Annotated in this window: 8 protein-coding genes; all 8 read left to right on the top strand. The window is 74.0% G+C overall.

Annotated features, from left to right (window positions below):
- Positions 1-153: 153 nt before the first annotated feature.
- Positions 154-2,910: a tetratricopeptide repeat protein gene (locus ACFVQ0_RS27215; RefSeq protein ID WP_390091821.1), complete on the top strand. Its 2,757-nt coding sequence runs from the start codon at positions 154-156 to the stop codon at positions 2,908-2,910.
- Between the two features lie 2 nt (positions 2,911-2,912).
- Entirely contained in the window at positions 2,913-4,136 is a 1,224-nt protein-coding gene (locus tag ACFVQ0_RS27210; RefSeq protein WP_390091820.1) for a PP2C family serine/threonine-protein phosphatase, read from the top strand.
- Between the two features lie 89 nt (positions 4,137-4,225).
- Positions 4,226-5,584 (top strand): VWA domain-containing protein, encoded by a 1,359-nt coding sequence (locus ACFVQ0_RS27205; RefSeq protein ID WP_390091819.1) that lies wholly within the window; start codon positions 4,226-4,228, stop codon positions 5,582-5,584.
- 107 nt (positions 5,585-5,691) lie between these two features.
- Complete coding sequence (locus ACFVQ0_RS27200; RefSeq protein WP_390091818.1) at positions 5,692-7,074, top strand: FHA domain-containing protein; 1,383 nt, start codon at positions 5,692-5,694, stop codon at positions 7,072-7,074.
- A 109-nt stretch (positions 7,075-7,183) separates the two neighbouring features.
- The gene (locus ACFVQ0_RS27195; RefSeq protein ID WP_390091817.1) at positions 7,184-7,588 is read left to right on the top strand and encodes a globin; all 405 of its coding nucleotides are present in this window, start codon (positions 7,184-7,186) and stop codon (positions 7,586-7,588) included.
- 194 nt (positions 7,589-7,782) lie between these two features.
- Positions 7,783-11,118 carry an FtsX-like permease family protein gene (locus tag ACFVQ0_RS27190; RefSeq protein ID WP_390091816.1) on the top strand — a complete coding sequence of 1,112 codons (3,336 nt, stop codon included), beginning with the start codon at positions 7,783-7,785 and terminating at the stop codon, positions 11,116-11,118.
- A 1-nt stretch (position 11,119) separates the two neighbouring features.
- Positions 11,120-13,933, top strand: coding sequence for an ABC transporter permease (locus ACFVQ0_RS27185; protein ID WP_390091815.1), 2,814 nt, complete (start codon positions 11,120-11,122; stop codon positions 13,931-13,933).
- Positions 13,930-14,892 (top strand): ABC transporter ATP-binding protein, encoded by a 963-nt coding sequence (locus tag ACFVQ0_RS27180; RefSeq protein WP_390091814.1) that lies wholly within the window; start codon positions 13,930-13,932, stop codon positions 14,890-14,892. The genes ACFVQ0_RS27185 and ACFVQ0_RS27180 overlap by 4 nt, the downstream gene beginning before the upstream one ends.
- Positions 14,893-14,943 lie beyond the last annotated feature (51 nt).

The following is a 14,943-nucleotide window of genomic DNA, read 5'->3' as shown; positions in this document are numbered from 1 at the left end:
AGAGTGCGTGCCAGGCGTCGCCGGGCAGGCGAGACTTTGCGGACACGGCCTAGTGCCCGAGGGGCATCCGCCGGGCCGGACGGGCCGTGGCGGGACGGGCGGTATCGGATCGACGTGGCCGCTGCGGCGGCGGGGCGAACAGGGGGAATGACCATGAGTACGCAGTGCCAGCGCCCCGCGTGCGAGGGCAGTTACGAGGACATGGGCGGCGGTGAGCTGTACTGCGACACCTGCGGTCTGGCTCCGGTCGTCTCCCCGACGGGGATGGTGAGCTCACCGCCCACCGGGATCGCGGGCGGCGGGCGGGGCAGTTCGAGCTCCTCCGCGCGCACCGGTTCGCGGGCGTCGTCGCGGGCGTCCTCGCGTTCGTCGACGTCGCGCCGGTCGGTGTCCGGGCGGCTCTCGCGCGCGGTCTCGGCGAGCGGGTCCGCGCGTTCGGTATCGGTGCGCTCCTCCGGTTCCTCGACCGGTGTCTCCGGGCGGAACCGGCTGGGTGCCGGGCTGGTGCTCGTACCGGATGTGCCGCGTCCCGATCCGCGGACCGCCGTGATGGAGAACCCGGAGGTGCCGGAGCGCAAGCGGTTCTGTTCGCGTTCCGACTGCGGGGCGCCGGTGGGCCGGGCCAGGGGCTCGCAGCCGGGGCGTACGGAGGGGTTCTGCACCAAGTGCGGCCACCCGTACTCGTTCACGCCCAAGCTCCGGGACGGCGATGTCGTGCACGGCCAGTACGAGGTCGCGGGCTGTCTGGCGCACGGCGGGCTCGGCTGGGTCTACCTCGCGGTGGACCGGGCGGTCTCCGACCGCTGGGTGGTGCTCAAGGGCCTGCTCGACACCGGTGACCAGGACGCCATGGCGGCGGCCATTTCCGAGCGCCGGTTCCTCGCGGAGATCGAGCACTCCAACATCGTCCGCATCTACAACTTCGTCGAGCACCTCGACCAGCGCACCGGTTCGCTGGACGGCTACATAGTGATGGAGTACGTGGGCGGCAAGGCGCTCAAGGAGATCGCCAACGAGCGGCGCACCCCGGCCGGGAAGCGGGATCCGCTGCCGGTCGAGCAGGCCTGCGCGTTCGGCATCGAGGCGCTGGAGGCGCTGGGCCACCTGCACAGCCGCAACCTCCTGTACTGCGACTTCAAGGTCGACAACGCGATCCAGACCGAGGACCAGCTGAAGCTGATCGACATGGGCGCGGTCCGCCGGATGGACGACGACGAGTCGGCCATCTACGGCACGGTGGGGTACCAGGCGCCGGAGGTCGCGGAGGTCGGCCCGTCGGTCGCCTCCGACCTGTACACGGTCGCGCGGACGCTCGCCGTGCTCACCTTCGACTTCCAGGGCTACACGAACGTCTTCGTGGACTCGCTGCCGGACCCGGACAACATCGAGGTGTTCCGGTCCTACGAGTCGTTCTACCGGCTGCTGGTCCGGGCCACGGACCCCGATCCGGCCCGGCGGTTCGCCTCCGCCTCCGAGATGGCGGAGCAGCTGATGGGCGTGTTGCGGGAGGTGGTGTCGCTCCAGACGGGGCGTCCGCGTCCGGCGCTGTCGACGCTGTTCGGCGCGGAGATGAGGGTCACCGACACGGAGCTGTTCAGCCGTATGACGGGCGAGGTGTCCCGCCTCGGGGCGCGGAGTGCGGCGACGCGCGGTTCCGGGCGCTTCGGCCGGCGCAAGGGTGCCGGGGCGCTCCCGCCGGCCCCTGCCGCGCCGACCGCGGCCCCGGTGGCGCCGCCGGGCGGTGTCCCGGGCGCGCTGCCCGCAGGACCGCCGCCCGGGTACGCGGCGGGCGCCGGTCCGGTGTCCTCGCCCGCCACCCATGTCAGCGGCGCCGGACACGGTGTCGCGCCCGCCCACCCGCAGCCGGCGGCCGCCGTTCCGGCCCCCAGGTCCCCGGCCGCGAACACCGGGACCGGACCGGGGGCGTTCGGCCCGTACGGCACGGACGGGCCCCGGCTGGCCGGGCTCGATGTGCGGGGCACGTCGCTGGCGCTGCCGGTCCCCCGGGTCGACGCGAACGACCCCAACGCGGGTTTCCTCGCCGGGATGATGGCGTCGGCGCCCGCCGAACTGATCGCCGCGCTTCAGGCCGTACCGGCCGCCTCGCTGGAGACCAGGCTGCGCGAGCTGCGCGCCTCCCTGGAGATGAACGACCTGGGGGCCGCGCAGGAGACGCTGGCCACCCTTGAGCTGAAGCACTCGGACGACTGGCGGGTGGTCTGGTACCGGGGCATCACCTCGCTGGTGACCGGTGACAACGAGAACGCGGCGCTGTCCTTCGACGCGGTCTACGACGCGTTTCCCGGGGAGCCGGCGCCGAAGCTGGCCCTGGGTGTGTGCGCGGAGGTGCTGGGCCAGCTGGACAACGCCGCCGAGTACTACCGGCTGGTGTGGGCCACCGATCCGAGCTTCGTGAGCGCCGCGTTCGGCCTGGCCCGGGTGCGGATCGCCGCCGGGGACCGGGGCGGGGCCGTCAGTTCGCTGGAGTCCGTGCCGGAGGCGTCGATCCACTACACGGCGGCCCGGGTCGCGGCGGTACGGGCCAGGCTGCGCGACCGGGCCCCGCAGGAGGCGCTGATCACCGATCTGATGGCGGCCTCCGCCCAGGTCTCCGGGCTGGCCGGTCTCGGTCTGGACGCGGTGCGCCGGGAGCAGTTGTCGACCGAGGTGCTGGGGACGGCGCTCGACTGGGTACTCTCCGGAAGTCCCGCGGCCAGTCCCCCGGCCCCGCCCGCGAGCGGCGGCGGGCAGGGGCCCGGGAAGCTGCTCGGAGTCGAGTTGAACGAGCGCGGCCTGCGGTTCGGGCTGGAGCGTTCGTACCGGATGCTCGCCCGGCTCGCGGAGCCCGGTGCCGAGAGGATCGAACTGGTGGAGCGGGCCAACCGTTTCCGCCCCCGAACGTGGGTGTGAAGATGTCGCAGAACGACCAGGAGACTGCCTTGTCGAGGTGTCCCGGCTGCCAGGAGCCGCTGGAGCCGGGGGATCTGTTCTGCGGTGCGTGCGGGTACGACCTGTCGTCCGTGCCCGAGCCGCCGCAGGACCACCCGACGATCGCCATGGGCACCGCGGTGACCGCCCCCGCCGAGCCCGGTCCGGCCGCCGCGCCGGCCGCGTCCGGCGATTTCGAGCTGGCGGCGCCCGCGGCGGGTGCGGCGCCCGATCCCCGTGCCGTCGCGGAGCCCTCCCCGACGCCGCCGGCCGGTACCAAGGTGTGCGTGGCCTGCCGGGCGGGCCGTGTCGATCTCGACGGCTACTGCGAGAACTGCGGCCACGCCCAGCCCCGCGAACGCGATCACATGGAGCAGGAGCTCGGCTCGGTCGCCGCGGTCACCGATCGCGGGCTGCGCCACCACCGCAACGAGGACTCGTTCGCGATCTCGACGACCGCGCTGCCCGACGGCACCCCGGCCGTGGTGGCGATCGTCTGCGACGGGGTGTCCTCCGCCAGCCGCCCCGACGAGGCGTCGGCCGCCGCGACGACCGCCGCCAACGAGTCGCTGCTGGAGTCGCTGCCACGCGGAACGCATCCGCAGCAGGCGATGCACGAGGCGATCGTGGCGGCCGCCGAATCGGTCAACCGGCTGGCCCAGGATCCCGGCCCGGCCGGGGAACGCGATCCGCACCGCCAGCAGAACGCCCCGGCGTGCACCCTGGTCGGCGCGATCATGGCCAACGGGCTGCTGATCGTCGGCTGGGTCGGCGACAGCCGGGTGTACTGGGTGCCCGAGGACCGGAACAGTCCGCCGGCCCGGCTCACGGAGGACGATTCCTGGGCCGCGCAGATGGTCGCGGCGGGCCTGATGAACGAGGCGGAGGCGTACGCGGACGAGCGGGCCCACGCCATCACCGGCTGGCTGGGCGCCGACTCCTACGAACTGGAGCCGCACACCGCCTCGTTCAAGCCGGACCGGCCGGGTACCGCGGTGATCTGCACGGACGGCCTGTGGAACTACGCGGAGTCCGCGGCGGAGATGTCCGCCGCGCTGCCCCAGGACGCGTACGAACGGCCGCTGCACGGCGCCCAGGTGCTGGTGGGTCACGCGCTCGACGGCGGGGGCCACGACAACGTAACAGTGGCACTGCTGCCGTTCGCCGTACCGGCGCAAGGGGCAGGATCCGCCGGGAGCGACGGTTGAGTCCTGTTCCGTCCGCCCCTTGCCCCTCCGATGTCTTTGTCCGTAAATCTGTCTTCATCTGACACGTGGAGCCTCAAGGAGCCGATCAGATGGCCAACTTCTCCAAGTCGAACGTGCCGCAGTTCTCCGTCGAGGTGTACCAGAACGAATTCCTGCCCGAGGGCGGCCGTGAGGTCAACGGCATCATCACCGTCACCTCGACCGGCGGTGGCACCACGGGCGGGGTTCCGCTGACGGGCGCCGCCCAGGCCTCCTCGCACCTGCCGGGACAGGCGCCGAACGCCGCCGTGGTGATCATGGTGGACTGCTCGGGTTCGATGGACTACCCGCCCACCAAGATGCGCAACGCCCGCGACGCCACGTCGGCGGCCATCGACACCCTGCGCGACGGCACCTCCTTCGCCGTGATCGGCGGTACGCACATCGCCAAGGAGGTCTACCCGGGCGGCGGCCGGCTCGCCACGGCCGGTCCGCAGACCAGGGCCCAGGCCAAGGAGGCGCTGCGCCGGCTCAGCGCGGGCGGCGGCACGGCGATCGGTACGTGGCTGCGGCTGGCCGACCGGCTGCTGGGCGCCACGGAGGTGAGCATCCGGCACGGCATCCTGCTGACCGACGGGCGCAACGAGCACGAGGCGCCGGAGGATCTGCGGGCCGCGCTCGACGCGTGTGCGGGCCGGTTCACCTGTGACGCCCGCGGGGTCGGCACCGACTGGGAAGTGAAAGAGGTCACAGCGATCGCCTCCGCACTGCTCGGCACCGCCGACATCGTCGCCGATCCGGCGGGGCTGGCCGCGGACTTCACGCAGATGATGGAGAACGCGATGGGCAAGGAGGTCGCGGACGTCGCGCTGCGGCTCTGGACCCCGGTAGGCGTGGAGATCAAGTTCGTCAAGCAGGTCGCGCCGACGGTCGCCGAACTGACCGACCGCCGTACGGAGGCGGGCCCGCGCGCGGGCGACTACCCCACCGGCTCCTGGGGCGACGAGTCCCGTGACTACCACGTGTGCGTGCAGGTACCGGAGGCCGGTATCGGTCAGGAGATGCTGGCGGCCCGGGTCTCGCTGATCCTTCCCGACCCGTCGGGCGGCGCGCCCCAGACCCTTTCGCAGGGGCTGGTACGGGCGGTGTGGACGGACGACATGGTGGCCTCGACGTCGATCAATCCGCAGGTCGCGCACTACACAGGTCAGGCGGAGCTGGCACAAGTCATCCAGCAGGGGCTCGATGCCCGCAAGTCGGGAGACTTCGACGGCGCGACGGCCAAACTCGGCCGCGCGGTGCAGCTGGCGTCGGCGTCCGGGAACGCGGACACTGCGAAACTGCTTTCGAAGGTGGTAGATGTCGTCGACGCGGCGACAGGTACTGTGCGACTGAAGGCGAAGGTCGCGGAAGCGGACGAGATGACACTCGAAACGCGCTCCACGAAGACCGTCCGCGTCAAGAAGTAACCACATATCCGCACTGATGAGCCGCCCGGCCGGATCCGTCCGCCGGGCGGCGAAGCAAGAAAAATGACGGCCCCCTGGGCCGGACGAGGAGAGGGGGAAGCGCCGACATGCCGACCTGCCCGAACGGACACCAGTCGGGTTCCGAGGACTGGTGCGAGGTCTGCGGCCATCGCGTGGCCGGGGCCGCTGTCCCCCCGCCGCCTCCTCCGCCGCCCGCGCCCGGCTACGGATACCCGCCGAGCCCCGGCCCGGACGCGAGCGCCCAGGCCGAGATCTGCCCGCAGTGCCGCACCCCGAGGGAGGCGATGGCGCCGTTCTGCGAGGAGTGCCGCTGGAACTTCCTCACGAACACCGCGACCTCGTACACCCCTCTGGCACCGCAGCACGGCGGACCGAGCGGCCCCGGTGGACCCGGTCCCGGCCCCGGTGGACCTGGCCCCGGCCCCGAGATCAGCCCGCCCCAGGGCTTCCCCGGCCAGCAGCCGCCCGGACCGCCGCAGCCCCGCGACCCGTTCGAGTACCAGGGTTCGCGCCCCTCGCAGGTGAACCGTCCGGCCGAACCGCTCTCCTCCGCTCCCGGTCAGCCCGGCCCCGGTCGGCCGCCGTTCCCGGGACAGCACGGGCAGCAGGGCCCGCCGCCTCCGCCGCCGTTCCAGCAGGGCCCCGGTCAGGGCCCGCAGGGACAGCCCGGTCCGCAGGGGCAGCACGGCCAGCAGAACCAGCAGGGCTTCCCGCAGGGACAGCAGGGGTTCCCGCAGGGACAGCAGCACGCCCAGCAGCAGGGTTCCTCGCAGGGCTCGCCGCCGCCGCCCTCGTTCCAGCAGCAGAGTGCCGCGCCCGCGTTCCAGCAGACCGCTCCCCCGGTCTTCGACCCGCCCGCCCCGCCGCCCGCCCCGCAGGCCGAGCGGCCCGGCGACGACGACTGGATGCTGTCGCCGCCCGCGCAGCCCCAGGCGCCGCAGCCGCCGATGCAGCAGCAGCCCTACCCCGGGCAGAACCAGGGCCCCGGCATGGGCCAGGACCAGGGTCCGGGGCAGGCACCCGGTCAGGGCCAGGGACCCGGTCAGGGACCGGACCAGGCGTCCACGAGCTGGGCGGCCGTCGTCGCTCCGGACCGTGACTACTTCCTGGCGATGATGCAGCGCAGCGGCCCCGAGGCCACCGGGCTCAACCTGCCCGCGTACTCCCCTGAGCAGCACCTTCCGCTGACCGGCAGCCAGATCACCATCGGCCGCCGCCGGCACAGCACGGGCGAGTCCCCCGACATCGACCTGTCCGTGCCCCCGGAGGACCCGGGTGTCTCGCACCAGCACGCGGTGCTGGTGCAGCAGCCGGACAGCAGCTGGGCCGTGGTCGACCAGAACTCCACCAACGGCACCACGCTCAACGGCGCGGAGGACCCGATCCAGCCCTACGTCCCCGTTCCGCTCCAGGACGGCGACCAGGTGCACGTCGGGGCGTGGACGACGATCACGATCCGCCGGGGCTGACGCTCCGGGCACGACGCACGGCCGGTGAGGGACGCCCTCACCGGCCGTTGTGATCATCGGGATGCACCGGCCCCCTGTTCCCCGCGGCGGCGTCTGCGACGATGGACAGGTGACTGAGAACCCGCGCGACACGGTGCAGGAGCTGACCTTCTACGAGCAGGTCGGCGGCGAGGAGACCTTCCGGCGCCTGGTCCACCGCTTCTACGAGGGCGTGGCCGGGGACCCGCTGCTGCGGCCGATGTACCCGGAGGAGGATCTGGGCCCGGCCGAGGAGCGGTTCACGCTGTTCCTGATCCAGTACTGGGGCGGCCCGCGCACCTACAGCGACCAGCGCGGACACCCGCGACTGCGGATGCGGCACGTACCGTTCCGGGTGGACCGGGCCGCGCACGACGCCTGGCTGAGCCATATGCGGGTGGCGCTCGACGAGCTCGGGCTGGCCCCGGAGCACGAGCGGCAGCTGTGGGACTACCTCACCTACGCGGCCGCCTCGATGGTGAACACCGAGGGCTGAGTACGGGTGTGAGCAGCGGGCGCGAGCAGCGGGCCGGGACGCACCGCGACGTGTGCGGAATCCGGTACTCCGCCGCCGAATAACGGTCACGATCCCATCAAGGTGTGGCCATGGGCGGTATACCGCGACAGGTCCACTCTGAAAGCATCCATGCAACGCCGGGGGGCGTGTTCATGAGATGAGGGTGGGGCAGGGTGACGGGGTTCGTTCTACTGCGGGTGAGGGCGCACCGGCTCCTCCTCGCCGCGGCCGTGCTGGCCGTGCTGCTCACCACCGCCGTCCTGGCCGCGCTCACCGCCTTCTCCGGCTCGATCGGCGACGCCGCGCTGCGCCACACCCTCACGCACCGGTCCGCCGCCGACGCGTCCTTCCTCATATCGGCGCAGGTCGCGCCCGAGCAGCGGGACGCCGTCGACGCCTCGGCGCGCAAGGCCGCCCGCACCACGTTCGACGGCCTTCCGGTGACCGTACGGAAGCTGGAGGCGTCGGGCCCGTACGCGCTGCCGCGCGGTCTCCAGACCCCGGCCGCCCGCCGCGGCGACCCCGACCTCACCCACTTCGCCTCGCTCGACCTCAGCCGCGTCCGGCTCACCGGCGGACGGATGCCCTCGGCCGGGGCGGGGAAGCCCGGAGACCCGGTCCAGGTCGCGCTGCCGGGCACCGCCGCGGAGGCCCTCGGGCTGAAGCCGGGCGCCCGGCTGACGCTCACCGACCGGATCGGCGGCAAGCGTCAGCAGATCCTCGTCACCGGTCTCTACGAGGCCACGGACCAGGCCGATCCGTACTGGCAGCTGGACCCGGCCGGCGGGCGCGGCGTCCGCCGGGTCGTCTTCACGACGTACGGACCGCTGCTCACAGACCCCGCGGTGCTCGGTTCGGGCCGGACCAGTTCCGGCGAGGTCTCCTATCTGGCGTCGGCCGACTTCCGCACCCTCACCACGGACCGGATGGCCGCGCTGCGCCGTGCGGCGACCGAGGGCCCCAAGCAGTTGCTCGCCGCCCCCGAGCTCAAGGACGGGGCGAGCGCGCAGACCCAGCTGCCCACCGTTCTCGACCAGATCGAGCGGGGGCTGCTCGTCTCCCGCTCGACGCTGATGATCGTGGCCGTGCAGCTGGTGCTGCTGGCCGGTTACACGCTGCTGCTGGTGGCCAGGCTGCTGAGCAGTGAGCGCGGCGGCGAGACGGAGCTGCTGCGGGCGCGCGGCGGGTCGCGCGCCCGGATCACCTCGTTCGCCGCGATCGAGGCGCTGCTGCTCGCGCTGCCCGCCGCCGTCGTCGCCCCGCTGCTCAGCGATCCGCTGACCCGGCTGCTGGCCGACCGGGGTGAGCTGTCCCGGATCGGGCTGCGGCTCGGCGGGGCCCCCACCGGGACCGTCTGGCTGGTGGCCGCCGTGACCGCGCTGGCGTGCGCGCTCGCCGTGGTGGCGCCGGCCCTCGCCGCGAGCGCCGGCGGACGCCGCTCCACCCGCGCCGCCGCCCTGCCCGCGCCGGTGCGCGCCGGGGCGGACGTCGGGCTGCTGGCGGTCGCGGGGGTGGCGTACTGGCAGCTCGACCGGCAGACCGGGGGCACGGGCAGCGGCGCCCTCAGCGACGACCGGGCGGGCGGCCTCGGCATCGATCCGCTGCTGGTCGTGGCGCCCGCCCTGGCCCTGCTCGCGGGCACCGTGGTGACGCTGCGGCTGCTGCCGCCCGCGGCCAGGCTCGCGGAGCGGCGGGCGGCCGGCGGCCGGGGGCTCGTCACGGCGCTGGCCGGCTGGCAGTTCAGCCGCCGCCCGCTGCGCGGCGCGGGTCCGGTGCTGCTGCTGGTGCTGTCGGTCGCGATGGGCATGCTGGCGATCGGCCAGAGCGCCTCGTGGGACCGTTCGCAGCAGGACCAGGCGGACTTCAGGTCCGGCGCCCCGGTCCGGCTGCTGGGCGGCGTCAACGCGGACCCGGCGCGCTCGGGCGCGTACGCGCGGCTGGCGGGGGTACGGCAGGCGGCGCCCGCGTTCCGTACGTCGGTGGAGCTCTCCGGGGGCCGCACGGCAGAGGTGCTGGCCCTGGACACCGGGCACGCCGACGAGCGGATGCTGATGCGCGACGACCTCGCCGACGGGGCCAAGGGCCGCCTGTTCGACTCCCTGGCGCCCTCTCGCACCACACGGGCGGGACTGCCGCTGCCGTCCGGCAGCACCGGGCTCCGCCTCGATCTGCGCATAGCGTCCGGGCCGAAGGCGGGAAGCACCCCGCGTTCCGGCACGAGCCCGGTGGTCACCGTGCTGCTGGAGGACCGTTACGGCATCCCGTACCGGGTGGTCGCCGGTTCCGTGCCGGTGGACGGGAAGGCACATCCGCTCTCGCTGAAGGTGGACCCGGCCGGTGAACTGTCGGTGACCGGGTTCGAGCTGGACAGCGCGCAGCCGGTCGGGCGGGGCGAATCGCACCGGCTCACCGTGAACCGGCTGCGGACCGTGACCGGGGGCGGCGCCGAACGGCCGGTCCCGGTCCCCGCCGGGTTCCGCTGGCGGGCGGCCCTGAGCACCGACGCGCTCGGGGAGGTCCGGCCGGGCCCCGCACTGCATCCGACCGGCTCGGCCGCACGGCCGCTCACCCTCGACTACCCGACCGGTTCCGTCACGGAGAAGGACGCTGTGTACGCGGTGCCGGCCCTCAATGTGCGGATCACCGCCGCGCGGCCCCCGGCGGCCACGCTCAACGGCGTGGCCACGGACGCCTATCTGAAGGCCTCCGGTGCCAGGACCGGCCAGAGCGTGGACGTGACGCTGGCCGGTGAGACGGTCCGGGTGAAGATCGTGCGGACCGTCCACGCGCTCCCGACGACCGGTCCTGGCTCCACCGCCTCCCTGTCCTCCACCTCCCTGTCCTCCGGGCAGACGCGGGCGGCCCGGGACGGCGGCGCCCTGCTCCTCGACCTCAGGGCCGTCAGCCAGGTCTTCGCGGAGCGCCCGAACTCCGTGCTCACCGCCACCGAGTGGTGGCTGAGCACCGCTCCCGGCCGCAGTGCCGAGGTGGCGGCCGCGCTCCGCGACCGGCCCGACACCGATCCGGCGCAGGTCCAGGTACGGGACGAGGTCGCGGACGAGCTGGTGAGCGATCCGCTGGGGGCAGGCCCGCAGTCCGCGCTGCTGGCGGTGGCGGTCGTCGCGGCGGCGCTGGCCGGGGTCGGCTTCGCGGTGACAGCGGTCGGCTCGCGGCGTGAACGGTCCGCCGAGTTCGCCGTCCTGCGGGCGCTGGGGGCGCCACGACGGCGGCTGGCCCGCATGATCGCCGCCGAACAGGGCGTGCTGATCGCCATCGGACTGCTGGTGGGAGCGGTCCTCGGGGCGCTGCTGACCCGGGCGGTGGTGCCGCTCGTCGTGCTGACCGGACAGGCCGCCCGGCCCGTACCGGACGTCTCTGTGCAGCTGCCCGCCGGACAGGTCGCGGTGCTGCTCGCCGCCTTCGCCGCCCTGCCGCTGCTGATCGTCGCGGTCCTCGCGCTCCGGCGGACAGACCCGGCGGTCTCGCTGCGCCATCAGGGAGACAACTGACATGAGCCCGCGTCCGAAGTTCTCCCGTACGACAGCGGCCTGCGCGCCATGGGTACGCACCCGGCTGCGCACCGCCCCGGGGGCGGCCTGCGCGCTCGGGCTGCTCGTGCTGCTGACGGCGTTCCTGGCCGCCGCGTTCCCACGGGCCGTCGACCGGTACGAGGGCGAGGGGCTGCGCCACGACCTCGACGCCGCCTCCCCCAGGCGCAGCGTCCTGGAGGTCAGCAGTCCGCCGCCGGGACTCCAGCTGCCGGAGGCGGCGCGCGAGAAGGCGGTGCGGGACGAGTCACTGGGCTCCGTGCACCGGGCGCTGCTGGCCGGGCTGCCAGGTCCGCTGCGGGCCGACAGCGGCCAGTCCGCGTACGGACTCCGGACGACGAACCCGATCTCCGCCACCGAGCCCTGGTTCCCCCGCCCCTACGGCATCGACCCGGAGCTGACGTACACGACGCAGTCGGGACTGCACGACCACGCCACCCTGCGCGCGGGCAGGTGGCCGGCCGTCCGCGGCAAGGTCACCGCCGCCACCAAGGAAGTACAGGCGGCGGTCACCGAGGAGACCGCGAAGGCGCTGCGGATCAAGGTCGGCTCGACCGTCTCCGTACCGGTCGCCAGGGGCGGGCGGTTCACGGTACGGATCACCGGCATCGTCACCCCGCTGCGCCCGGAGGCCGCCTACTGGTCGGCCGAGCAACTGCTGCGCACCCCCTCGCTGGTGGCCAAACCGTCGAAGACCGAGCCGCGCTACTACTGGACGGCGGCGCTGCTGCTGCCTCCGGACGCCGCGCCGGCGCTCCTCGCGACCACCGGACAGCCCGAGGCGTACTGGCGGATGATGCCGGACGTCTCGCGGCTGACCACCCAGGACACGGACCGGCTCCGCTCGTCCGTGGCCTCCCTGGAGGGCGGTCCCGGGCTGCTGAAAGTGCGCGCGTCCGCCGGTGCGACCGCGACGGTGACGACCGACCTGGACGAGACCGTCAGCACGTACGAGGGGACGCGGCAGGCGATCCGCCCTGTCGTCACCGTCGCCGCCGTCGGCATCGGGGCCGTCGCCGCCATCGTGCTGCTGATGACGGGCGGGCTGATCGCCGGCCGGCGACACGACGAACTCGCGCTGCTGCGGGCCCGGGGCGGCTCCCTGCGGTCCATCGGGGGCCGGCTGCTCGCCGAGACCGCGGTGACGGCCGTGCCCGCCGCCGCGCTGGGCCTGCTGCTCGCGGTGCTGGTGACCGGCGGGGGCCGACTGTGGCCCTCGGCGGCCGGGGCGGCGGCGGTAGGCGTACTGGTCTGCGCCGCGCTTCCGCTCCGTACCGTGCTGGCGCACCGCAGACCACGGCTGCACGGCGGCCGGGACGACCTGGTGAGCGTGCGGCCGTCCCGGCGGCGCACCGTCGCCGAGCTGACCCTGCTGGTGCTGGCCGTCGGCGCGGTCGTCGCCCTGCGCCGGCGCGGCACGGGCGGCGAGGGGGGCACCGACCTCCTGGCCAGCGCCGCCCCCGTGCTGGTCGCGCTGATCGCGGCGCTGGTGCTCGTCCGGCTCTACCCGCTGCCGCTGCGGCTCGCGCTGCGCTCCGTGGCACGGCTGCGCGGCGCCATCGGCTTCCTGGCGCTGGCCCGTGCCGGACGCTCCTCCGCCGCCGGCACGCTCCCGCTGCTGGCGCTGCTGGTGGCGCTGACGACGGCGGCGTTCGGCGGCTCGGTCCTGGCGGGGGTCGCGTCCGCCCGGGACACCGCGGCGGTCCTCGCGACCGGCGCGGACGCCCGGATCAGCGGCGAGGCCGACTCCGCACCACTGCCGGACAGCCTGGTCCGTGCGGTGTCCGGGGCGGACGGCGTACGGGAGGTGGCGGGCGTGCAGATCGAGTACGGCGTCTCGCTGCCGCCGCCCGAGCACGGCTTCGAGGACGCCCAGGGCACCACCCTGATCGGTGTCGACCCGGTCGGCTACGCCCGGCTGGCCCGGTCCACCGGCGTCGGCTCCTTCACCGCGGACCGGCTGAAGTACACCGGCCCGCCGACGCCGAAGGGCACGATGCCCGCCAAGGACCGGGTGCTGCCGGTCCTCGCCTCGCCGTCCGTCGCCCAGCGGCTCGGGGACCGGCCGCGCGACCTCCAGTCGATGGCCGGGGACTTCAAGGTCCGGGTGGCGGGCACGGTGGCGCACACGCCCGCCGTCACCGACACCTCCTTCATGGTCGTCGACGCGTCGGCCCTCACCCACCGGCAGACCACCGCCCTGCTGCTCACCGGCGACCGGCTGGACGCCGGGACGCTGCGTGCGGCGGCCCACAAGGCGGGCGAGGGCTTCACCGTGCGGCTGCGCTCGGAAGCGCGCGCGGCCTACGTGGACACCCCCATGCAGGTGGGCGCCGAGCGGATCTACACGGCGGCGATCGCGGCCGGCGCGGGCTACGCCCTGCTCGCCGTGCTCCTCTCGCTGCTCCGCACGGCACCGGAGCGCACCACACTGCTGGCCCGGCTGCGCACCATGGGCATCGGCACCCGGCAGGGCGGGCGCCTGCTGGGCTACGAGGCCATGCCGCAGGCGCTGCTCGCCGCCGTGGGCGGCCTGCTCGTCGGCCGGGCCACCATCGCGCTGCTGGCACCGGGCGTCGATCTGGTGCACCTCGCGCTCGCGACCGGGACGGGCTCCGGTCTGCTCTACGACGCACCGCTGCGGGCGGATGTGTGGTCCATGGTCCTGCCGGCACTCGGCGTGGTCGCCCTCACCGCCGCGGTGGCCGGTGTACAGGCCTGGTGGACCGGCCGCCGCGGCTCGATCACCGAACTCAGGGCAGGAGACTCCCGATGACGACTCCGTCGACCGATTCCACACTGGCGGAACTCGAACAGCGGGCCGCCGCACGCCGCGACCGGCCCTCCTACGGGCACGACGCGCTGATCTCCTGCGACCGGCTGGTGCGCATCTTCACCACGGACGGGGTGGAGGTGCAGGCCCTCCAGGGGCTCGATCTGCTGGTCGCGGAGGGCGAGTTGCTGGCGCTGGTCGGCGCTTCCGGCAGCGGCAAGTCGACGCTGATGAACATCCTGGCGGGCCTCGACGTACCGACGGCGGGCGCGGCGAAGGTGGCGGGCTGCGATCTGCTGTCGATGGGGCAGAAGGAGCGGCTCCGCTACCGCCGGGACGTCGTCGGTTTCGTCTGGCAGCAGACCGCCCGCAACCTGCTGCCCTATCTGACGGCGATCCAGAACGTCACGCTGCCGATGCAGCTGCGCGGCGGCCGGCGCAACCGTGAACGGGCAGCGCGCGCCGAGTCGTTGCTCGCGATGCTGGAGGTTGCGGACTGCCGTGACCGGCGCCCGAGGCAGATGTCGGGCGGTCAGCAGCAGCGGGTGGCGATCGCGGTCTCGCTGGCCAACTCCCCCTCGGTGCTGCTCGCGGACGAGCCGACCGGGGAGCTGGACTCGGCCACCGGTGAGCAGGTCTTCGCCGCCTTCCGCCGCGCCAACGAGGAGCTGGGCACGACGATCGTGATCGTCACGCACGACCAGGCCGTCGCCAACGAGGTCCGTCGCACGGTCGCCATCCGGGACGGCCGCACCTCCTTCGAGGTGGTGCGCCGCACCGAGGTCGACGCGGCGACGGGCCAGGAGTCCCAGGTGGCCCGCGAGTACGCGATGCTCGACCGGGCGGGGCGGCTGCAACTGCCCGCCGACTACACGGAGTCGCTGGGCATGGAGCACCGCGTGCTGCTGGAGCTGGAGCAGGACCACATCGGGGTCTGGCCGGACGCCCGCGAACCGGAGTGAGGCGGACCGCCCCGGAGGCGTCCCGAGGCCTGTCGCACGGTCCGCTGTAGG

The sequence above is a fragment of the Streptomyces sp. NPDC057900 genome, assembly GCF_042887885.1.
GTDB lineage: Bacteria > Actinomycetota > Actinomycetes > Streptomycetales > Streptomycetaceae > Streptomyces.
The sequence above is the reverse complement of the archived record's forward strand: the minus strand, read 5'-3'. Positions and strand labels throughout refer to the sequence as shown.